Genomic DNA, 22,543 nt, shown 5'->3' on the forward strand with positions numbered 1-22,543 from the left:
CAGCTGGTGCCGTCCCGCACCCGCGCGCCGACGACGCTGCTCACCGCGATCGCAGCGACCGTCGTCATCGTCGCGTGGATGCTGAATCGTCCTCCCGCCAGCACCCATGAGCCATCGCCGACCCCCGACACCCATCTCGCCCAGCAGCCGCTAGTCGGGCTCGGCGGCGGTGTCACGGTGCGCGAACTCACTCAGGACACACCATTTTCATTGGTCGCGTTGACCGGCGACCTGGCCGGCACCTCCACCCGTGTGCGCGCCAAGCACCCGGACGGTTCGTGGGGGCCGTGGTACCAGACCGAGTATGAAACCGAAGCGCGCGATCCGGGCCCCCGCAGCACCGATCCGGTGTTCGTCGGCACCACCAACACCGTGCAGATCGCGGTGACTCGCCCGATCGACGCGCCGGTAACTCAGCCGCCAGCGGGGCCGGCACCGAACGGCTCGCCCGGCGACGGTTTGGGATACCGGCCGGCCACGAAGGAACAGCCCTTCGGGCAGAACATCTCCGCGATCCTTATCTCGCCGCCGCGAGCGCCGGCCGGAACGCATTGGACCCCACCGACCGGGGTCACCATGCCGGGCCAGCCGCCGGCGATCATCAGCCGGGCGGAATGGGGCGCGGACGAATCGTTGCGATGCGAGACGCCGGAGTACGACCGGGGAGTTCGCGCGGCGGTGGTGCACCACACCGCGGGCAGCAACGACTACTCGCCGCTGGAGTCGGCGGGGATCGTCAAAGCCATCTACACCTACCACAGCAAGACCTTGGGCTGGTGCGACATCGCGTACAACGCGCTCGTCGACAAGTACGGCCAGGTGTTCGAGGGCAGCGCCGGCGGCCTCACCAAGCCGGTCGAGGGGTTCCACACCGGCGGATTCAACCGCAACACCTGGGGTGTGGCCATGATCGGCAATTTCGACGACGTGGCGCCCACGCCGATCCAGATCCGGGCCGTCGGCCGGCTGCTCGGCTGGCGGCTGGGCATGGATGAGGTCGATCCCAAGAGCATGGTGGATCTGCAGTCAGCGGGTAGCTCGTACACCACGTTTCCGGGTGGTGCCATAGCAAGATTGCCCGCCATCTTCACCCATCGCGACGTCGGCAACACCGACTGCCCGGGCAACGCCGCCTACGCTGTGATGGACGAGATCCGCGACATCGCAGCGCATTTCAACGACCCGCCCGAGGAGCTGATCAAGGCGCTGGAAGGTGGCGCGATCTATGACCGATGGCAAACGCTGGGCGGCATGAACAGCGTGGTCGGGGCACCGACCTCGCCGGAGGCCGAGGCGGCGGGTGACGCGCGGTACGCAACCTTCGCCAAGGGCGCGATGTATTGGTCACCACAGATCGGCGCCCAGCCGGTGACCGGCGCGATCTACGAGGCCTGGGCCTCGCTGAGCTACGAACGCGGTCCGTTGGGACTGCCGACCAGCGCGGAAATTCAAGAGCCGCTGCGGATCACGCAGAACTTCCAGCACGGGACCCTGAACTTCGAACGCCTCACCGGCAATATCACCGAAGTCATCGACGGGATCGCGGTGCCGCTGGCGACGCGGCCCCCGAGCGGGCCGACGGTGCCGCCGGAACACTTCTCGTTGCCGACCCATCCGATCTCCTGAGTGTTCGGCTGTGCGCCCCGAGGGCTCGCCAAAGCAATAACCCGCCGCGTAACCGTCAGGACCAGCAGCGCTCCAGCACCAGGGCGACCCCGTCCTCGGTATTTGAGGCGGTGACCTCGTCCGCGACGGCCAGCGCGGCGGGATGCGCGTTACCCATAGCCACGCCACAACCGGCCCACCGCAACATCGGCACGTCATTCGGCATGTCGCCGAAAGCCAGCACGCCCGCGTCGCCGATCCCCAGCGGGCGGGCAACCTCTTCCACGCCGGTGGCCTTACTGATGCCCGAAGGCACGATCTCCACCAGACCGTTGTCGGTGGAGTAGGTGAGATCACCCTCGATTCCGCCATATTTCACCAGCGCGGCCACCATGTCGGCGCTGCTGGCACCGGCCTTGCGGATCAGCAGCTTGATCGCCGGCGCGCTGAGCAGGTCTTCGATCGACACCTCGGTGTTGTCCGGATTCAGCCACGCATGCTCGTAGCCCGGTGAGCTGACGAACTGGGGGGTCGCAGTGTCATGCGCGCGCTGGCCGATCCGCTCGACGGCCAGCCCGGCGCCCGGGATGACGCGCGTCGCGATATCCGCCAACGCCGCCAGGACGTCAACCGGCAGCGTGCGCGCCGACACCACCCGGTCGGTCGCGGGGTCGTAGATGACGGCACCATTGGCGCACACTGCCGTCGGCGCAAAGCCGAGGGCATCGACGACGGGCCGCACCCAGCGCGGCGGCCGGCCGGTGGCCAGGATGAAGTGTGCGCCGCCGTTAACCGCGGCACGTACCGCGTCGCGAGTGCGGTCACTGACGGTTTCTTCGTCGTCGAGCAGCGTTCCGTCGACGTCGCACGCAATGAGCGCTGGCACGGTCGGTTTCAATGTTGGCTGGCTTGTCAGTGCGGTCCGATTCGGCCACGCCGTGATGATGTCACGCCGTCGTATCCGCGTTTCTGCAGCCGCTCAGTCAATTCGGCGATTCTGATCTGCTTGGACTCCTCCACGGTCGGCGCGCTGCCGCCCAGCCGCCGCGGCACCCAGTACTCCCCCTCGGGATGCGGATATTCCTCCTGGACCCGATAGAGGATGGCGTTCATCTCCTCGTGCAGCACGGCGTTGAGCCGTTCGGCGTCGCCCTCGGGCCGCAACGGCGATCCAATCGCCGCGCTAATTGGAATCTTGTTGCGGAACAGGTTCTTTGGATGATCCTTCGACCAGATCCGGTGCGCGCCCCAAACGATCATGGGGATGATCGGCACCTGCGCCTCGAGCGCCATCCGGGCCGCCCCGGTCTTGAATTCGCGGAGTTCGAGGCTGCGGCTGATAGTCGCCTCCGGATGCAACCCAACCAGTTCCCCCTCCCGCAGCCGCTGCACCGCCACCGCGTAGGCATCGGCTCCCACGGTGCGGTCCACCGGGATGAGCTGGGCATGCTTGATCACGTAGTTGACCGCCCGTACGTCGGCCATCTCGGCCTTGATCATGAACCGCAGCCGCCGCCGCCGTTCATGGGCGGCAATCGATGCCGGGATCCAGTCCAGGTAGCTGGTGTGATTGAGCGCGATCAAGGCACCGCCGCGTTCGGGGATGTTCTCTAGGCCTTGGAACGTGATTTTGTTTCCGTTGGCCGCGACCGCCGACGTAACGAGAATCTCCATCATCCGGAAAAACGGCTCTGCCATGTCCTCTCCTCCTCCCCTACCGCAACCGGTGCGGGATATGGCCCGCGGCCTTCGCCGCGGCCTCGCTAGCGTCCATCTGAGCTGCCTGGGCCACCGTCGGCGCGCTGCCGCCGAGGCGGCGCGGCACCCAGTACTCCCCGACCGGATGGGGATACCGTTGCTGGACCTGATGCAGCACAGCGATCATCGACTCACGCAGCACCTCGTCGGTCAGCGAGATGTCTCGAGCGGCGTGCAGCGGCGGGCCCACCCCCACCGTGACCGGCACCTTGGTTCGGCCCAGGTGACGCGGCTGGCCCTTGGTCCAGATCCGCTGCGCACCCCAGACAATCACCGGGACAATCGGGACATCCGCCTCCAGCGCCATCCGGGCGGCGCCGGACTTGAACCCCTTGAGCTCGAAGCTGCGGCTGATCGTCGCCTCCGGATAAACCCCGACCAGCTCCCCTTCGCGCAGCCGCTGCACCGCAACGGCATAGGCGCCGGCCCCAGCGCCGCGGTCCACCGGAATGGTGCGGGTGCGCTTGATCAGGAAGTTGACCACCTTCACCCGCTGCAGCTCGGCCTTGATCATGAATCTCATCCGACGGCCCCGGCGATGCATGGCCAATGCGGCCGGCAACCAGTCGACATAGCTGGTGTGGTTGATGGCAATCACAGCGCCACCCTGGTCGGGGACGTTCTCCTCGCCGAGGTAGGTGATCCGGGTTCCGGTGGCCAGCACCAGCAACTGGGCCAGGATCTCGAGGGTGCGATAGGTCGGCTCCACGATCGGTCACTGCTCCGGCGCCCCGGCGGGATGGGCGCGCTGGGCGCGGCGCGCCGCCCTGATCGCCGCCTCCTCAGCGTCCAAGCGCGTCGCCTCAGCGAGCGACGGGGCACCGCCGCCCAGCCGGTGCGGCACCCAGAACGCGCCGGCCGGATGGGTCCATACAGTTCCTGCGCCCGTTCCAGCAAATGCTGCATCCGCGAGTGCAGCAGGCCGTTCAGTTCGGCGGTGGGCAGCGTCGGTTCGATCGGTTCCCCCACCACGACCGTGACCGGAACCTTCGGGCGCACCAACTTCTTGGGGTGGTCCTTGGTCCAGATCCGCTGCGCACCCCAGACAATGTGTGGCACGATCGGCACCCCGGCCTCGATCGCCATTCGGGATGCCCCGGTCTTGAATTCCTTGATCTCGAAGCTGCGGCTAATGGTCCCCTCGGGGTAAACGCCGACCAGCTCGCCCGCCCGCAGCATCCGGACGGCGGCGTCGTAGGACGCGGCCCCGTCCTGTCGATCCACCGGGATGTGCCGCAGGCTGCGCATGATAGGACCGGTGATCTTGTGGTCGAACACCTCCTGCTTGGCCATGAACCGCACCTTGCGACCGAGACCCTGTTGAAACGCCGGCAAACCCGCAAAGGTGAAGTCGAGGTAGCTAGTGTGGTTGATCGCGACGACGGCACCGCCGCTGGTCGGTAGGTTATCCGCACCGGTGACGGTGATCTTCAGACCCTGTATCCGCCAGGACAGGCGGGCAAGCCGAATGACAGTGCCGTATACCGGTTCCACAGCAGTTCAGCCTAGTGCTCCCGGCTGAAGGCCGCCCAAAGTGGCGAAAACCCATAGTGAGGAAAGAGGTGAGCTTTGTCCTTCCCGTCGTCGCCGGCCCCGCCGCCCGCAATCGTTACCCGGTTTGCCGCCGGCAGACCCGTGCTGCCGGTCTGGGTCAATGAACTGGGCGGCATCACCTTCCGGGTGGATTCCGGCGTCCGCGCCGGCACCGAGTTCATCAAGGTGGCCCGGACCGGTACCGCCGACTTCGCCAATGAGGCGCGGAAGTTGCGCTGGGCCGCGCCCTACCTAGCGGTGCCGCGGGTACTGGGAGTCGGGGTGGATGGGGACTGGACCTGGTTGCGCACCGGCGCGCTGCCCGGCTTGTCCGCGGTGCACCCGCGGTGGCGGGCGGCACCGCAGGTGGCGGTGCGGGCGCTGGGCGAGGGGCTGCGCACCCTGCACGACTCCTTGCCGGTGCGGTCATGTCCGTTCGACTGGTCGCTCACCAGCCGGCTGGCCAAGCTGGCCCCGGCGCGACGGGCGGAACTCGGCGACCCGCCACCGGTCGATCAGTTGGTGGTCTGTCACGGTGACGCGTGCTCACCCAACACCGTGCTCGATGACGACGGCGGCTGTTGCGGACACGTCGACTTCGGCGATCTAGGCGTGGCCGATCGGTGGGCCGACCTCGCGGTGGCGACGCTGTCGCTGCACTGGAACTATCCCGACTGCCCGGGCCGAGTCTGGGACGACGAGTTCTTCGCCGCCTACGGGTTGGAGCCGGACGCAGCGCGCATCGACTACTACCGCCGGCTGTGGCAGGCCGAAGACGATGGGTCACGCTAAGCTCGAGGCGGCGCGTTGCGCTGAAATCACGTTGCCAGAACATGCTCGGTAGCGGTCCAGCGAAAGGTATCTGTGCAGGTCACAAGTGTCGGTCACGCCGGCTTTCTGATCCAGACCCAGGCCGGCAGCATTCTGTGCGACCCTTGGGTCAATCCCGCCTACTTCGCGTCCTGGTTCCCGTTCCCGGACAACAGCGCGCTGGATTGGGCCGCGCTGGGTGACTGCGATTATCTGTACATCTCGCACCTGCACAAAGACCACTTCGATGCGGAGAACCTGCGGACGCACGTCAACAAGGACGCGGTGGTGCTGCTGCCCGAGTATCCGGTACCCGACCTGCGAAATGAGCTGCAGAAGTTAGGATTTCACCGGTTCTTTGAGACCGCTGATTCGGTGAAACACCGCCTCACCGGACCCAAAGGTGGTCTCGACGTCATGGTCATCGCATTGCGAGCCCCGGCCGACGGTCCGATCGGCGACTCGGCGCTGGTGGTTTCCGATGGTGTGACAACGACTTTCAACATGAACGACGCCCGGCCAGTCGATTTGGATGTGCTGACATCCGAATTCGGCCACATCGACGTGCATCTGTTGCAGTACTCCGGAGCGATCTGGTACCCGATGGTCTACGACATGCCGGCACGCGCCAAGGAGGCGTTCGGCACCCAGAAGCGGCAACGGCAGATGGACCGCGCCCGCCAGTACATCGCGCAGGTGGGCGCGACGTGGGTGGTGCCGTCGGCGGGGCCGCCGTGCTTTCTGGACCCCGAGCTGCGCCACCTCAACGACGACCGCAACGATCCGGCCAACATCTTCCCCGACCAGATGGTGTTCCTGGATCAGATGCGCGCGCACGGCCACAACGGCGGTTTGCTGATGATTCCCGGATCGACCGCGGATTTCACCGGCACGACCCTGAATTCATTGCGTCATCCACAGCCGACCGACCTGGTCGAGGCCATCTTCACCACCGGCAAGGCCGCATATATCGCTGACTACGCCGACCGGATGGCGCCCGTGCTCGCCACGCAGAAAGCTGGCTGGGCGGATGCCACCGGCGAGCCGCTGCTGCAGCCGTTACGCGCCCTGTTCGAACCGATCATGTCGCAAAGCAACGAGATCTGTGACGGCATCGGATATCCCGTCGAACTGGTCATCGGTCCCGAAACCGTAATTTTGGATTTTCCGAAAAGAGCTGTGCGAGAACCAATTCCCGATGAAAAGTTCCGCTACGGGTTCGCCATCGCACCGGAGCTGGTGCGCACGGTGCTGCGCGACAACGAACCCGACTGGGTCAATACCATCTTCCTGTCCACCCGGTTTCGGGCATGGCGGGTCGGTGGTTACAACGAATACCTCTATACGTTCTTTAAGTGCCTGACCGACGAACGCATCGCCTACGCCGACGGCTGGTTCTCCGAGACCCACGATGACTCCGCCTCGATCACAGTGGACGGCTGGGAAATCCAGCGCCGCTGCCCCCATCTCAAGGCCGACCTGTCGAAATTCGGTGTGGTGGAAGGCAACACGCTGACCTGCAATCTGCACGGCTGGCAATGGCGTCTGGACGACGGTCGCTGCCTCACCGCCCGGGGCCACCAGCTACGGAGTTCACGGTCATGAGCGCCGCGGCCCGCCAATCTCCCCCACAGTCCTATGATGACGGCTTGGTCCAGCTGGACCATGCGGCGATCACGTTGCGGCGCTACCACTTTCCGTCCGGGACGGCCAAGGTCATCGCGTTAGACCAGATCCGGGGCTACCAGGCCGAAGGACTCGGCCTGCTGACCCACCGGTTTCGCATCTGGGGCAGCTCCGACCTACGCCGGTGGCTGCCGTTGGACGTAGCGCGCCCGCTCAGGTCGACGTTGATCACCCTGGACGTGCCCGGGGCGCGGTGGAGTCCCGCGTTCACGCCGGCACGGCCCGGGGAGTTCACCGCGCTGCTGGACGAGCTGCTCAGGGCGCGTGATTAGCGACGCCCGCCGGCGACCCTGCAACGTGCCCTTCGCGCGAACACCCGACCAGTTCGCTTCCCCACCTCACAGATTTGCAAAGGTGCGACTGGGACTACCGTCGGCGGCGCGGACATACATGGATTTCATCGCGGCGAGGTAATTGGTAACGGATTCGCGCGCGATCGGGTTGTCCGGAAATAACACCGTCACCGTGGTCTCGTGCTGATACCGATTGACCCACATCGAGACTTGATGAGAAACCCTGCCTTCGTCGTAGATCCGGAAGTTCAGCTCGGAGTTGGCGACCGTGGAAAGGGGCGCAATGCTGGCATCCAGGAAGGACATCACGAAGTTGCCTGGCCGGGGCCTCGTCAGGCCCATCTCGGGGCTGGCCAATTCCAATACGCGATCAAACGGTACGGTCGCCAAATCCTTGCCCGAATCGAAGGAAGTCTGCGCGGCACGGGCAGCGCTATCGAAAAGTCCGGCGGTGACCGGCACGGTAATCGGTACCACCCCGGTGAACCAGCCCGTCGTCCGAAGTTCTGTTGGCGTCCTACGCGTATCGGTTGTTGTTAGTACGTGAAATGCTGCACAGCTGGTCAACTCGCGTTCAGCGAGGGCGGCGCAGGCCAGCACGCCACCGCTGAAACGGGCCCCGGCGGCGACACAGGCGGCTTCGAATCGCTCGGCCTGCTGCTCGTCCATCATCGTTTCGGTGAGCAGCTTTCCGGCATAGGGTACCGATAGATCGCCGAGCGGCAGCGGGAAGGACGGCAGGGTTCCGTCGTTGTTCGCAGCGAAGTCGATCCACCCGCGCACCCGAGGGGAGTCCAACGTCAAGGCGGCTGTGTCCGCGTGCTGGCGGGCACAGTAGTCGTCGTACCGGCCCGCCGCCGGCAGCTCGATAGGCGGGTCCCCGCCCATCAATGCGGAGTACATCATATGGATCTCGAGGAAAAGAACACCCACAATCATCGGATCGACACAAAGATGGGCAATGCTCGCATAAAAGGTGAAGTGGTCGTCGCTCTGAATGATCCCGAACACAAAGCAGTCCCACTGCAGCGGCTGCGGCGTTGCAATATGGTCTCGCAACTCCGCTGGCGTCATGTTCCGATGCTCAACCCCGACGAGCTCGATATCGGCAGCGTCGGCGATTGTATGCCGAACTATGCGATCGGCATCGTTGAACTCAAACCAACTGTGGTAGGTGTCGTGGCGGCGAAGGTGCGCGTTGATCGCATAGTTCATGGCACGGACATCGCACCGGCCGGGTAGATCCCAGGTGAAGATCATCAGGCGCGACATATCCAGACCTCGCGCGACGTGATCGCGATAACGCCGAAGATGTTGAGCTTGTTGATAGCTGGGCGGCACCTCGCATATCGGTGCTTGCCGGGCTTTCGCGGTCGATGTGGGTGACGCGTGCCAACAGACAATCGAACCTGGGTCCGGCGTCCAGTCGTGGAGCGTTGTAATGCCAAACACTCATTCCTCCTCAGGCCGAGCCCTTGCACCGCCGACGCCGGCGCAACCGGCCCCGCTAGTGCACGCAAGTAAGCTACGACTAGACGAGGTGACACTCAAACCGGCGGCGCATTTTCCCCGACGAGCACCCGACGAGGTGCCGGTAGGTCTGGCGGGTCAAAGCGCACCAGACGAAAGTTGTCGGGGCGGAGTACGGTTCGTCACCATGTGGTCCACCGTGCTGGTATTGGCGCTCTCGGTGATGTGCGAGCCGATACGGATCGGTTTGGTGGTTCTCATGCTCAACAGGCGCCGCCCGCTGCTCCAACTGCTCACATTCTTGTGCGGTGGTTACACGATGGGTGGTGGCGTGGGCCTGGTCACGCTTATGGTCCTCAAGGCCACTCCGTTGGCCGGACACTTCAGTGTGCCCAAGGTACAGATTACGACCGGGCTGATTGCCCTGCTTATCGCGCTTGTGCTTGCCACCGACGTGGTAGGCAAGCGCGTCCGGCGGGCTCCGGCCGACGCCCGGGTGAAAGACGACCGTGGCGTGGTCCTGCTGGAGCCGGTACCGTCACGTGGCGCGCACAAGCTGGCCCTACGGGCACGTCGCTTTCTGCAGGGCGATTCGCTGTATGTCGCCGGGGTGAGCGGCGCGGGAGCCGCGCTGCCTTCGGCCAACTACATGGGCGCGCTGGCCGCCATCCTTGCCTCCGGCGCCGCGCCGGCGACACAGGCGCTGGCTGTTCTTACGTTCAACGTCGTGGCCTTCACCATCGCGGAGGTCCCCCTCGTCAGTTATCTGGCAGCACCGCAGAAAACCCGGGCGTTCATGGCCGGACTGCAATCGTGGCTCCGGTCGCGTAGCCGCCACAACGTCGCGTTGTTGGTCGCCGTGGGCGGTTGCTTCATGCTCGCGCTCGGCCTAAGCAACGTCTAGGCGGCCGCAATGGCGTTCACATGAAACGTTCAGGCGGCTCCGACGCATTCCAACGCTAAGGTCGGTACCGTTCCTTCATCGCGACTGACCCATGGTGCGAAAGATGGTCGGCCAGCCTACTTCGAGGGAGTCATGAGCAAGCTATTCGTAGCGGCCATCGCGGTAGGAACGTTCATTTCAACGGTAGTTTGGGGTAGTGGTGTCGCCGCGGCCGATACCGACGCCGCGGGCGAGATTGGCGCCAACCCGAACCGAGCGTTGATCGTTGCCGGCACCTCGCGTCCAGTTCCATGGCTAGCCAAGTTGCTCTACCACTGGGATGCGGCATCGACGGGTTTGATCGGTGCAAATTACTACGACAGCGCCGACGCTACCCGGCAGTTCATTTCCTACCCAGGGACGGTATGGCCGATCACCGGCTTGAATTCGCCAACGGTTGGCCAATCTGTAGGTGAAGGGGCCAATAATCTCGACGCGATGATCCGCAAGAACCCTGGCCCGATGACTGTGGTCGGACTGTCACAGGGATCGCAGGTCATGGAGGAAGAGCAGGTGCACCTAGCCAACGATCCGAACGCGCCACCGCCCGACCAGCTTTCCTTCATCAAGGTGAGTTCCCCGCAGAATCTGCTTGAGCGATTGTTCAAGCCCGGTACGCACCTCCCCTTCGTCAACTACACCGTGCTACCTCAGGTAGACAGCCAATACGACACGGTCCAGGTCATAGCCCAATACGACATCTATGGCGACCCGCCGGCCCGGCCCGGGAATCTGCTCGCCGATGTCAACTCGGTGTTGGGTCGTGATCATTCTCTGGTCGCCTTCTCCGACCCGAGCGAAGTACCGCCCCAGAACGTCACCGTGACGACCAACAGCAAGGGCGCCACCGTGACGACCTACCTTGTCCCAGCCGCCGAACTGCCGCTGGTAGCACAGCTCCGCCAATTGGGCGTACCCGCCCCGGTGGCGGATCAAATGGAACAGGTGATGCGGCCCATGATCGATCGGGCTTACCAGCCCGAGCCATCACCGGGGATAAACCCTCGTGATGTTGTCCAAGGCATTCGCGCTATCCCCGCCATCGTCCCGGCAATCAGCATTCCTATCGAAGGCGCCACCCTCGGGGCCGGCGCCGCCACCACCGCCGCCACTGCCACCGCCACCGCCGCCGTAGCAGCGGCGGCTACCCGCGCCCTCTCCGGGCCAAGGGTTGGCGTGGGCGCCAAAGGCCCGTTGTCACTGGTCAGAGGTCTGCTGCCCAAGGGGAAGAAATAGCCTCCGGTCAGCCGACGACAGTCCGGTGCCAACGAGCTGTCAGCGAGCTAGAGCCTCAGCCCGTCGTGTAGCGAGAAGCCGATCAGGTCGTCTGGCGGCGATTCCCCCGCTTGCTCCTCGGGTTCCTCGGGCAACAACGGCTTACGTTTGATCCGACGCGCGCTGCCGCGGTCGCGTCCAAACGGCCACCAGGTTGACGGCCACCAACCTGACGGCAACCACCAGTTTGCCCGTCCGACCAGCACAGCAATGGCGGGCACGGTAACGGTGCGCACCAAGAAGGTATCCAGCAAGAGCCCCGTGCCAAGAACGAACGCGCCTTGAACGACGCTACCCAGGCTGGCGAACACCAGACCGTACATCGAGGCGGCCATGATCACGCCAGCCGCCGTGATCACGCCGCCGGTTGAGGCCACGGTGCGGATGACTCCGGAACGCACCCCCAGGGCGGCCTCGTCCCGCAGCCTGGAAATGAGCAACATATTGTAGTCGGCGCCCACCGCGACCAATATGACGAAGGTCAATCCCGGAATACTCCAGTGCATTTCCTGACCGAGCAGGAATTGAAAAACGATGACGCCGATACCGAGTGCCGACATGTACGACACGATCACCGAGCCGATCAGATATAGGGGTGCGACAATCGCTCGGAGCAAGGCGATCAATATTAGCAACACAATGCACACGGTCATGACAATGATCAATCGCAAATCATGATCGGAGTAGTCACGCGTGCCCTTGAGAACAACGGGCAATCCGACGACAGATACCTCAGCATCGGCCAGTGCGGTATTGGGTTGCGCCCCTCGAGCGGCCGCCGTGATCTTGTCAATTTGGTCCATTGCGGCGGTGCTGAACGGATTCAGGTCAGTTTGTATCAAGTACCGTATCGAGTGGCCGTCCGGCGAAACGAAGGCGGAGGCAACCTTTTTGAGTTGGTCTACATTCAGCCCGCTCAACAGATCCTGGTATTCCGCCGGCACCGCCTCCGGTTTGCCGCCCTCACCGGTGGCATACGACAGCAATTCCGGGGGGATATAGAACCCCGCCATCGCCGGTGTCGTCGCGGTGTCCTTCATTGTCAGAAGGAACGCCGAGGCTTCGCCCAACCCGAAGCCCATCTTTTTGATCTGGTCGACCAACAGCTGCACACCGTCGGCCAGTTGTCGGCTCCCGTCGGCGAGATCATTGACCCCCTTGTTGACAAAGTTGATCTTGGCCCGCATCCCACCGGGGCCGCCCACCCCCAGGGAGCCCATCGCCCTGATGACGGTGGCGAGCGCCCGACGCAATCCGGACACGGTTGCCGCCAGCGTCTGCACGGCGCGCGTCGCCTGCAGCTGTCGAGCCAGCTCGGATATCTTTCCGAGCGTTCCGTCGTCGCGAGCCATAACCAGACGCTGCAGTTCGGTGCGCGCACCGACGCAGGCCGGATCGGCACTGCACATCGGGCTGCTATCCAATGCCCCCAGCACTGGGCTCGCCCACTCGGTGTTGTTTGCCACAAAGTTTGCGTTCGCCCCGATGGTGTCACCGAGTGCGCGCATGCTGCCGATCAGCTTCTCCGCGCCTTCGAGCTCGCCGAGCACCCTATTCCCGCCAAATAGGTCCTGCAGATAGGCGAGCGCGTCGACCAGGCCGCCGGCCGTGGATATGGCATGGTTAACCTGGGTCCGTACCTCGCCGAGTTTGCTCGCCATCAGGTTGGCGCCGCCGGCCAGCTTGTCGATGTCACCGGTGTGCTCAGCGATCTGCTTGGAGCCCTCATCCAGCTTGCTACCGACTTCGCCTGCCTGCCACGAAGTCTTGGCCTGCTCCAGCGAATGCCCGGTGGGTCGGGTAATCCCCCTGACCGTCGCCACGCCCGGCACCTGGCTGACCCGCTGTGCCATTTGCTCCAGGTCGGCGAGAGCCTTCGGCGTGCGCAGATCTTTTGATGAGTGAATGAACAGGTATTCAGGAATGATGAGGTTGGACGGGAAGTGCTTGTCCAGTGCGGCATACCCGATCGAGCTCTCGACGGAGCCGGGAAGGGTCTTGCGATCGTCGTAGTTGTAATGGGCCAGTCCCGCGCAGCCAGCCAGAATACTGAGCACCATCGCGCTGGCGAGCAGATGGGCCTTGGGCCGGCGCACGATGTGTACCCCCGAACGCCGCCAAAACCGGCGGGTGAGGTCGCGCCGCGGTGCGATCCAACCACGGCGCCCGGCGAGCACGATCAGGGCCGGTAGCAATGTCACCGCTGCGAAGAAGACCACGGCTACCGAAATTCCCAGCATCGGACCAACTGTTTTGAGAATTCCCAGTTGGGTAAACATCATCGCGAGAAAGGTGATTGCCACGGTGGCCGCGGACGCGGCGATCACCTTGCCGATGGATGTCAGCGCCTTCGTGACCGCTTGATCCGAATCCACGCCCTGCCGCAAATAGTCGTGATATCGACTGATCAGAAATACCGCGTAATCCGTTCCGGCGCCCACCATCATCCCGCTCATAAAAATGATGCTCTGGTTGGCGATGCCCAGGCCGGCTAGACCGGCCATTGCAACGAGACGCTGCGCAACCACCACGGACATGCCGATTGTTATCAACGGCAGCATCATGGTGATCGGATTTCGATAGATGATCAGCAAAATGGCCAACAACAGGATCGTGATCGCAAGCTCGATCCGGCTCCTGTCCCGCTGCCCGGTGAGGTTCAGATCGGCGACGGTGGCGGCGGGCCCGGTCAGGTTGGCCGTCAACGTCGTGGCCGCGACCTGGTGTTCGACGATGTCCGCGACCCGCGCGTACGCCTGTTTCGACTGAGTCGAGCCCAGCTCGCCGGGCAGGCCGATCGGCAGGATCCAGGCCTGGTTGTCCTTGCTGGTCATGAGTTCGCGCAGCGGCGGTGTCGTGACGAAGTCCTGTAGCATCACGACGTCTCGAGTATCCCGGCGAAGCGCGTCTACCAGCCTTTTGTAGGTGCCTTCGTCGGCCGCACTCAGCCCTTTGGCATCGCTCAGCACCACCACCGCGATGCTCTGCAACCCGGCTTCGTGAAATGCCGCGGTCATCTGCCGGGTCGACACCAACACCGAGGCATTGGGCGGCAGGATGGCCACTGGATGCCGCGCTGAGATCTCTTCCAGGGTCGGCACGGTCAGCGCGAGCACGCCCGCGAACGCGACCCAGCAGCCGATTACCACCCATGGCCTTCGGACAATAAGCCGCCCTAACCGCGGAAAGACACCCCCACCACCCGCGTGACTAAGCTTCTCCATCCACCGTCACATTCGCGACCCCTAGATTGCCGATATCCACAAAATCACCCACACCGCAAAACCGCCGCGCCAATCTTGGAAGATCATTTCGCCCGCTCGCGGAAAGCCCAGTGATGTCGCGTGCACGCTCCGCCGCACCGCCATTGGCAATGCGGACACATACCGATCTAATTGTCTGCAGATATGCGGTAATGGATTCGCGAGCGACCGGATTGTTCGGGAATAGAACACTCGCCGCGGTTTCGTCGAAGCGACCGACCATAGTACTCAGTGGATATGTAATCCTCCCGTCGCTGTAGGTGCCTACATTCAGGCCGTCGAACAGTTTTGTCACCATCGAGAGCGGACCCACCTGTGCGTCGAAGAAGTTCACCAACGAAAAGAGCGGTTGCGGCCCGCGCAGCGAAGGCGACAATTCCACGACGCGTTCGAACGGCACTTTCGCGAGTTCCGCGCCCGAATCGAAGGACGTCTGCGCGATTCGCGCAATTTCGTTGAAGGATAATCCAGCGACAGGAACAGTTATCGGGAGCTGGCCGGTGAACCAACCCTGCGTCATGAGGTCAGCCGGAGTTCGGATATCTTTGGGAGTAATTCCAGAATAGGTATCGGCACCGGTCAGCTCGTGTACCGCGATGGCAATGCAGGCGAACATGCCACCAATGAAACGGGCGTCCGCCGCGACGCAGGCGGATTCGAATCGCTGCGTTTGCTGCTCGTCCATCAGCATCATGCTTAGTAGGTCGCCGTCACAGCGCACAGACGGATCGCCCAGCGGCAGCGGGAATTCCGGGAAAGTTCCGTTATGGAGCTCGGCGAAGTCGATCCACGCGCGTACCTCCGGGGAATCGACAGTCAAGGCCGATGTGTAATCGCGCTGCCTGACGCAGAAGTCTTCATAGCTGCCAGCCTCCGCCAGCCCGATGGGCGGGTCGCCCATTATCAGCGCGGTGTACATCGACTGGAACTCCATGAGTCCCACCCCCACGAACTGACCGTCCGCATGCAGGTGATCGACGCTGGCATAGAACGTGAAGCGGTCCTCCCGCTGGACAACCCCGAAGCTGAAGCAATCCCACTGCAGCGAATCCGGTGTCGCCACGATCTGCTGTCGCAGCTCCGCGCCCGTCCTCTCGCCATGCTCGGTCGGGACAAATTCGATGTCGGCCGGATTGGCGATGGTGTGCCGAACGATGTGGTCAGTATCCCGAAACTCGAACCAGCTGCGGTATGTGTCGTGCCGACGAAGGTGGGCATTGATGACGTAGGTCATGGCGCGGATATCGCAGCGACCGAACGCCTCAACGGACGCAATGAGCAGCCGTGAGTGATCGAGCCCTCGGGCGGCCTGCTCGGAAAAACTCCGAATCTGTCTGGCCTGTACATAACTGGGCGGCACAGCACTCACCGGCGCCGCAACGGCTTTCGCACGCGAAGCGGGTGTTGGGTGCCACGAAACCAACGTTCCCGGCGCCGGGTCCCAGTCGTTGACGGTTGATAGCTCCACCGGTCCTATTCGCACTAATTGCTCCTAGTTCAGGATTCCTACCGTCACGACGGCACAGCAGCAGGAGCGCCTTCGGGCGCCAACTGTTCATACAAGTGATCCGCCAAACCCCGCACCGTGGCGCTGATGTTCTTGGGCGCCAAGCGTATTCCGGTCTCGGTCTCGATCCTGGTGCGCAGTTCCAACGCGCCCAGCGAGTCAAGGCCGTACTCGGGCAGCGGACGGTCCGGGTCGACGGTACGACGCAGAATCAAGCCGACTTGCTCGGAGACCAGCTGTCGAAGCCGCGCCGGCCACTCGTCCAGCGCCAGCTCGTTGAGCTCGACAAGGAATTTGCTTGTGCCCGAGTGGGTGTTGCTGGATTGGAACACTTCGAAAAACCGGCTTCGCTCCGCGAAGGCGACCAACCAGGGTGCCCCGATGACCGGGGCATAGCCGGTGTAGGCGCGGTTATGGCGCAACAGCGCCTCGAGCGCGTAGGCGCCCTCGTCGGGAGTGATGGCCGTATAGTTGCTTTCCTCCAATGCCGAAGCCCGCGCAGGCGATGCCGACCACCAGCCCAACTGGCCGATATCCGACCAGGCTCCCCACGCGATCGCGGTAGCGGGCAGGCCCTGCGCCTGCCGCCAATGTGCGAAGGCATCCAGCCAGCTATTGGCCGCGGAGTAGGCGCTCTGTCCCGGCGAGCCCGTGAGCGCCGCCGCCGAAGAGAACAGGCAGAACCAGTCGAGCGGCTGTCCGCCCGTTGCTTCATGCAAGTTCCAGGCACCGTAAACCTTTGGCGCCCAGTCGCTCTCCAGCAACTCATCGGTGATGTTGGCCAGAGTGGCGTCCTCCACCACCGCGGCCGCGTGCAGCACGCCGCGCACCGGAAGCCCGGTGGCCGTAGCGGTTGCCACCAACCGCTCCGCGGTACCCTCTTGCGCGATGTCACCGCACTCCACCACGACGTCGGAGCCCATCGCCCTGATGACCTCGATGGTTTCCTGCACTTTCTGCGACGGCTGGTTGCGGGAATTCAGCACGATCCGGCCGCAGCCGGCCGCGGCGATCTTCTCGGCCAAAAACAGCCCCAGCCCACCCAGGCCACCGGTGATGATGTACGAGCCGTCGGGGCGGAACACCTGAGCTTGCTCAGGGGGCAGGATTACGCTGCTCTTCCCAGCCTGCGGGATGTCGAGGACGAGTTTTCCGGTGTGTTCGGCGTTGCTCATCACCCGAATGGCGGTGGCCGCTTCGGTAAGGGGGTAGTGGGTGCTCTGCGGCATCGGTAGCTCGCCGTCGGCGGTCAAGCGATATACCGTGCCGAGCAGATCTTGCAGCTCCTCTGGGTGTGTTGCGGAGAGCAACCCCAGGTCTACGGCATAAAACGACAGGTTGCGCCGGAAGGGAAAGAGCCCCAGCTTGGTGTCGCCGTAGATGTCGCGCTTGCCAATCTCGACGAACCGTCCCCGGAAGGCGAGCAGTTTCAGCCCGGCAAGTTGCGCCGCGCCGGTCACCGAATTGAGCACGATGTCCACGCCATAGCCGTTGGTATCACGCTGGATTTGCTCGGCGAACTCGATGCTGCGCGAGTCATAGACATGCTCAATACCCATGTCGCGCAACAGCTCTCGCCGCTGCGGGGTGCCCGCGGTTGCGAAGATCTCGGCTCCCGCGGCCCGGGCAATCGCGATCGCCGCTTGTCCGACCCCGCCGGTTCCGGAGTGAATGAGCACCTTGTCACCGGCCCTGATCCGGGCAAGCTCATGCAGCCCGTACCAGGCGGTGGCGTGCGCGGTGGTCACCGCAGCCGCCTGCGCGTCACTGAGGCCCGGTGGCAGCGTCGCGGCCAGCCGAGCGTCACACGTGACGAATGTGCCCCAGCATCCGTTGGGCGACATGCCACCAACGTGGTCCCCCACCTGGTGACCGGTGACGCCTGGTCCGACCGCGGTCACCAGGCCAGCGAAATCCGTGCCCGGCCGAGGTAGGTGGCCCTCGAAGCTGGGGTAGCGCCCGTAAGCGATGAGTACATCGGCGAAGTTGATGCTGGACGCGCTGATCGCAACCTCGATCTGTCCCGGTCCAGGCGCAACCCGGTCGAACGCGGCGATCTCTATCGACTGCATGTCACCGGGGGTACGGATCTGCAGGCGCATGCCGTTGCGCTCATGGTCCACCACGACGGTGCGCCGCTCCTCGGGACGCAGCGGGGTGGGACACAAGCGCGCCGCGTACCACTCGTTGTTGCGCCAAGCGGTCTCGTCTTCTTCCGACCCGGCCAGCAACTGGTGTGCCAGCTGCTCGACGCCGGTCTGCTCATCCAGGTCGACCTGGGTGGTGCGCAGGTGCGGGTGCTCGGCTCCGATCGTCCGCAACAGACCACGTAGCCCGCCTTGCTCAAGATTTACGCAGTCGCCGGCCAGCACCCGCTGGGCGCCCCTCGTGACGACGTACATGCGGGGCACCTCAGTCGCGAGGTCAGAGAGCTCGCGAGCGATACGCACCACATGCCGAACGTATCCACCACCACGAACGGCCCAACCCTGCTGCGGGGTGTCGGTATTTGGCCCGGTGAGCACGACGATGCCACTGAACTCGCCGCTACCGACCTGATCGCGCAATTGGTCGGCGGCGGCCAGATGGTCGGCGTCCAGCGGCCAGCGCACGGCCGTGCACGTCGCGTCGTGCTCCGAAAACGCGTCCGTCAGCCGGGCAGCGGTCACATCAGCGTCGGTGCAGGCGCTGACCAGCAGCCACTTTCCGCCGCCGGCGGGATCCACCTCGGGCAGCTGACGCTGGTGCCATTCGATGGTGAGCAACCGCTCATTGAGCACCCGATTGTCCTTATCGCGCTCGGATACTCCGGTGCCGATTCGCAATCCGTGCACGGCCAGCAGAACCGTGCCGTGCTCATCCAGCACATCGACGTCGGCCTCCACACCGGCCACATCGGCTTTGGTCACCCGCGTGTAGCAGTAGTGAGCGGTACGCAGAGACGCATAGGCACGAACTCGGCGCACCCCCAATGGCACCAATAGACCGCTACCTACGGACTGGCTGTCGGGATGCGCCCCGACCGACTGGAAGCAGGCATCGAGCAGGGCGGGGTGAATTCCGTACAGGCTCTGTTGGGAACGGATCGAGCCGGGCAGCGCAACCTCGGCCAGCATCGTGGGTGCCGCCCCCTCGGCGACATGCGCCGTGGCCAGACCGGTGAAGGCCGGACCGTATTGCACGCCGTGCCGCTCGAATCGCTGCCGCAGGTCGGCACCGTCCACCTGGCACGAGTGGGCTTCCAACAACGAGGCCATGTCGTGCGCCGGCGGCTCGCAGTCATCGGGTACCTGCCGCAGTACCGCCGACGCCCGCCGCAGGTGATGGCCAACACCTTCCTGGAACGCCTCGACCGCGAAATCGACGACACCGGGCGAGGTCACCGTTGCGACGGTGGACACCGGGGTCTGCTCATCCAGCAGCAGCATCGCCTCGAAGCGCATATTGCGGACTTCGGATTTCTCGCCGAGCACGGCGCGGGCCGCAGACAACGCCATTTCGCAGTAGGCGGCGCCGGGAAGAGCAGCCACATTGTGTATCCGGTGATCGGCCAACCAGGGCAGGGTTGCGGTGCCCACGTCGGCCTGCCAGGCGTGCCGCTCCGGCTCTTCAGGCAGTTGCACATGGGCGCCCAACAACGGATGCACGGCCACCGTGGAACCACCGTGGCGCCGACTGCTCGCACCATCGCGGTCATAGAACAAGAATCGGTGCGACCACGCCGGCAACGGCGCATCGATCAAGCGCCCTTCGGGACATAGCGCCGAAAAGTCCACTGCCGCACCCGCATTGTGCAGATCCGTCACCAGGCTGCGGAGCCCCAGCGGCAATTGCTGCTCCCGCCGCATGCCGGCCAACGCGGCAATCGGCATGCCGACGCTGGCGGCAATCTGGTCGACCGCGTGGGTCAACAGCGGGTGTGGTGAAAGCTCGGCGAAGATTCGGTACCCGTCGTCGAGCGCCGACCGCACCGCCGCAGAGAACCGCACGGTGTGCCGCAGATTGTCGGCCCAGTAGCGCGCGTCGCACGCCGGCTGTTCGCGCGGGTCGAATAGCGTCGCCGAATAGTAGGGAACCTCAGGAGCTTTCGGATTCAGGTCGGCCAGCACCTCGATCAACTCGTCCAGGATGGGGTCCACCTGCGGGGAATGCGATGCCACATCGACGGCCACCGCGCGCGCCAGCACGTCGCGCTGCTCCCAGGTGTCGACCAGTTTGCGTACCGACTCGGCGCCCCCGGCGATCACCGTGGACTGCGGGGCGGTCACCACGGCGACCACCACGTCGTCGACACCGAGGGCTGTCAGTTCCGACTGCACGGCCAAGGCAGGCAGCTCCACCGACGCCATCGCCGCGGAACCGGCGATGGTCGCCATCAGTTTCGACCGGCGACAGATGACGCGTACCCCGTCTTCCAGTGACAGCACGCCCGCCACCACAGCCGCGGCGGACTCGCCCATTGAGTGGCCGATCACCGCACCCGGACGCACCCCGTAAGACGCCATCGTGGCGGCCAACGCGACCTGCATCGCGAATATGGTCGGCTGAACTCGGTCGATTCCGGTCACCGTCTCGGGTGCGGTCATCGCCTCGGTGACCGAGAACCCGGACTCCGCGGCGATCAGTGGCTCCAGCTCCGCAACGGTCGCGGCGAACACCGATTCGTTCGCCAGCAGGTCAGCGCCCATCGCCGCCCACTGAGACCCTTGCCCGGAGAACAGCCAGACCGGGCCTCGGTCATCCTGCCCCACCGCGGGCTGGTACGGAGTGTCTCCGTCGGCGACCTCGCACAAACCGGCAATCAGCTCGTCGACACCGCTTGCGATGACCGCCGCCCGCACCGACCGGTGGGTGCGCCGGCGCGCCAATGTGTACGCCAGATCCGAGAGCGCGAGCGAGTCGGCGTGCTCGGGTACCCAGCTGGCCAGCCGCCGCGCGGTTTGCCTCAGCGCGTCGGCGGAGGAGGCGGACAGCACGAACACAGCCGGGGTGGCGGTCGGGAAGGGGGCCGCCACCCCGGCCTGGGTCGCGGTGTGCGGGGCTTGCTCCACGATGGCGTGCACGTTCGTTCCCGAGAACCCATAAGACGACACTGCCGCCCGCCGGGGCACCTGATGACCGTTGGTCGGCCACGGTGTGGTCACCTCGGGCACAAAGAGGTTGGTTTTGATCCCGGCAATCTCGTCAGGCAGCCGGGTGAAGTGCAGATTGCGCGGAACCACGCCATGCTCCAGGGCGAGGACCACCTTCATCAGCCCCAGCACCCCAGCGGTCGACTGGGTGTGACCGAAGTTGGTCTTCACCGATGCGAGCGCGCAGGGGCCGTCGACCCCGTACACCTCGGAGACACTGGCGTATTCGATGGGGTCACCGATCGGGGTGCCGGGGCCATGCGCCTCGACCATGCCGACCGTAGCGGCGTCCACGCCACCGGCGGCCAGCGCCGCCCGATAGGCCGCGACCTGTGCGGGCTGCGAAGGTGTCGCAATATTCACCGTGTGGCCATCCTGGTTTGCGGACGTGCCGCGGACCACCGCCAGGATCCTGTCACCATCGGCCAACGCGTCCGGCAACCGCTTGAGCACGAGCACGGCGCAACCCTCGCCGGACACGAACCCGTCGGCCGCGATGTCGAACGCGCGACAACGTCCGGTCGGAGACAACATGCCCAATGCGGAGCCAGCAGCGGCCTTGCGCGGCTCCAACATCAGCGCGACACCGCCCGCCAGGGCAAGGGCGCTTTCACCCTCGTGCAGGCTGCGACATGCCATGTGCACAGCGGCCAAACCGGACGAGCACGCGGTGTCAACGGTTATCGCCGGACCGTGCAGTCGCATGGCGTACGCGACCCGGCCCGACGCCATGCTGAAGCTGTTGCCCAGATATCCGTACGGCCCCTCCAATTGTTGGGCGTCGGCGGCCACAATCGTGTAGTCGCCATGGGTCACGCCTGCGAACACACCGGTCGCCGAGCCGGCCAATGTTTGCCGTGTAAGACCCGCCCGCTCCATGGCCTCCCAGGAGGTCTCCAGCAACAGACGCTGCTGCGGATCGATCGCAATCGCTTCCCGCTCGCCGATCCCAAAGAACTCACAATCGAAGTCCGCGGGGTTGTCCAGGAATCCGCCCCACTTGCACACCGTCCGACCGGGCACACCAGGCTGCGGGTCGTAGTACTCGTCGCAATCCCATCGTTCCCGCGGAACCTCGGAGATTAAGTCGTCGCCTCGTAATAGCGCCTGCCACAACAACTCTGGGGAGTCGATACCCCCGGGAAGCCGGCAGGCCATGCCGATAACAGCAACCGGAGTCACCCGTGGTTCACCCAACGTCCATGCACCCCTATCTTCGCCAGTGCCCGACGCCACCGACCCCAAGCCCAGGTGGTGCCGGAGGCATC

13 protein-coding genes and 1 pseudogene are annotated in these 22,543 nt (G+C 64.6%); 6 read left to right on the plus strand and 8 right to left on the minus strand.

The window, feature by feature from the left end:
- Positions 1-6: 6 nt before the first annotated feature.
- A complete protein-coding gene (locus AADZ55_RS22895) occupies positions 7-1,626 on the plus strand; it encodes an LGFP repeat-containing protein (RefSeq protein ID WP_207569063.1) in 1,620 nt (539 codons plus the stop codon).
- A gap of 55 nt (positions 1,627-1,681) precedes the next feature.
- Here AADZ55_RS22895 and AADZ55_RS22900 read toward each other — a convergent pair whose 3' ends face one another.
- From AADZ55_RS22900 to AADZ55_RS22915, 4 genes and pseudogenes are all read right to left on the minus strand, one after another.
- Positions 1,682-2,503, minus strand: coding sequence for a Cof-type HAD-IIB family hydrolase (locus AADZ55_RS22900; RefSeq protein WP_085324639.1), 822 nt, complete (start codon positions 2,501-2,503; stop codon positions 1,682-1,684).
- A gap of 14 nt (positions 2,504-2,517) precedes the next feature.
- Positions 2,518-3,303, minus strand: a complete 786-nt coding sequence (locus tag AADZ55_RS22905) for a lysophospholipid acyltransferase family protein (RefSeq protein ID WP_085324640.1) — start codon at positions 3,301-3,303, stop codon at positions 2,518-2,520.
- A 16-nt stretch (positions 3,304-3,319) separates the two neighbouring features.
- Entirely contained in the window at positions 3,320-4,075 is a 756-nt protein-coding gene (locus AADZ55_RS22910; RefSeq protein ID WP_085324641.1) for a lysophospholipid acyltransferase family protein, read from the minus strand.
- Positions 4,076-4,078: 3 nt separating this feature from the next.
- A pseudogene (locus AADZ55_RS22915) lies at positions 4,079-4,857 on the minus strand (lysophospholipid acyltransferase family protein).
- A gap of 75 nt (positions 4,858-4,932) precedes the next feature.
- Between AADZ55_RS22915 and AADZ55_RS22920 the strand changes: the two are divergent.
- The 3 genes from AADZ55_RS22920 to AADZ55_RS22930 all read left to right on the plus strand — a co-directional run bounded on the left by AADZ55_RS22920 (position 4,933) and on the right by AADZ55_RS22930 (position 7,664).
- Positions 4,933-5,688, plus strand: coding sequence for a phosphotransferase (locus tag AADZ55_RS22920; RefSeq protein ID WP_085324643.1), 756 nt, complete (start codon positions 4,933-4,935; stop codon positions 5,686-5,688).
- A 72-nt stretch (positions 5,689-5,760) separates the two neighbouring features.
- On the plus strand, positions 5,761-7,311 hold the full coding sequence (locus AADZ55_RS22925; RefSeq protein WP_085324644.1) for an MBL fold metallo-hydrolase: 1,551 nt from the start codon (positions 5,761-5,763) through the stop codon (positions 7,309-7,311).
- Positions 7,308-7,664: a hypothetical protein gene (locus AADZ55_RS22930; RefSeq protein WP_085324645.1), complete on the plus strand. Its 357-nt coding sequence runs from the start codon at positions 7,308-7,310 to the stop codon at positions 7,662-7,664. The genes AADZ55_RS22925 and AADZ55_RS22930 overlap by 4 nt, the downstream gene beginning before the upstream one ends.
- A 66-nt stretch (positions 7,665-7,730) precedes the next feature.
- Here the strand turns inward: AADZ55_RS22930 and AADZ55_RS22935 are convergent, their stop codons facing one another.
- Complete coding sequence (locus tag AADZ55_RS22935; RefSeq protein WP_085324646.1) at positions 7,731-9,137, minus strand: condensation domain-containing protein; 1,407 nt, start codon at positions 9,135-9,137, stop codon at positions 7,731-7,733.
- 205 nt (positions 9,138-9,342) lie between these two features.
- Here AADZ55_RS22935 and AADZ55_RS22940 point away from each other — a divergent pair, with 205 nt between their 5' ends.
- Together AADZ55_RS22940 and AADZ55_RS22945 are read left to right on the plus strand one after the other, a co-directional pair.
- Complete coding sequence (locus AADZ55_RS22940; protein ID WP_085324647.1) at positions 9,343-10,059, plus strand: GAP family protein; 717 nt, start codon at positions 9,343-9,345, stop codon at positions 10,057-10,059.
- A 132-nt stretch (positions 10,060-10,191) separates the two neighbouring features.
- Entirely contained in the window at positions 10,192-11,334 is a 1,143-nt protein-coding gene (locus tag AADZ55_RS22945) for a PE-PPE domain-containing protein (RefSeq protein ID WP_085324648.1), read from the plus strand.
- A gap of 47 nt (positions 11,335-11,381) precedes the next feature.
- Here AADZ55_RS22945 and AADZ55_RS22950 read toward each other — a convergent pair whose 3' ends face one another.
- The 3 genes from AADZ55_RS22950 to pks2 are packed head-to-tail and all read right to left on the minus strand — an operon-like array spanning position 11,382 to position 22,526.
- Positions 11,382-14,597: an RND family transporter gene (locus AADZ55_RS22950; protein ID WP_085324649.1), complete on the minus strand. Its 3,216-nt coding sequence runs from the start codon at positions 14,595-14,597 to the stop codon at positions 11,382-11,384.
- Complete coding sequence (locus tag AADZ55_RS22955; protein ID WP_085324650.1) at positions 14,584-16,119, minus strand: condensation domain-containing protein; 1,536 nt, start codon at positions 16,117-16,119, stop codon at positions 14,584-14,586. The genes AADZ55_RS22950 and AADZ55_RS22955 overlap by 14 nt, the downstream gene beginning before the upstream one ends.
- Positions 16,120-16,148: 29 nt before the next feature.
- Positions 16,149-22,526 carry a sulfolipid-1 biosynthesis phthioceranic/hydroxyphthioceranic acid synthase gene (gene pks2 / locus AADZ55_RS22960; RefSeq protein WP_085324651.1) on the minus strand — a complete coding sequence of 2,126 codons (6,378 nt, stop codon included), beginning with the start codon at positions 22,524-22,526 and terminating at the stop codon, positions 16,149-16,151.
- Positions 22,527-22,543 lie beyond the last annotated feature (17 nt).

The organism is Mycobacterium decipiens (assembly GCF_963853665.1).
Classification (GTDB): domain Bacteria; phylum Actinomycetota; class Actinomycetes; order Mycobacteriales; family Mycobacteriaceae; genus Mycobacterium; species Mycobacterium decipiens.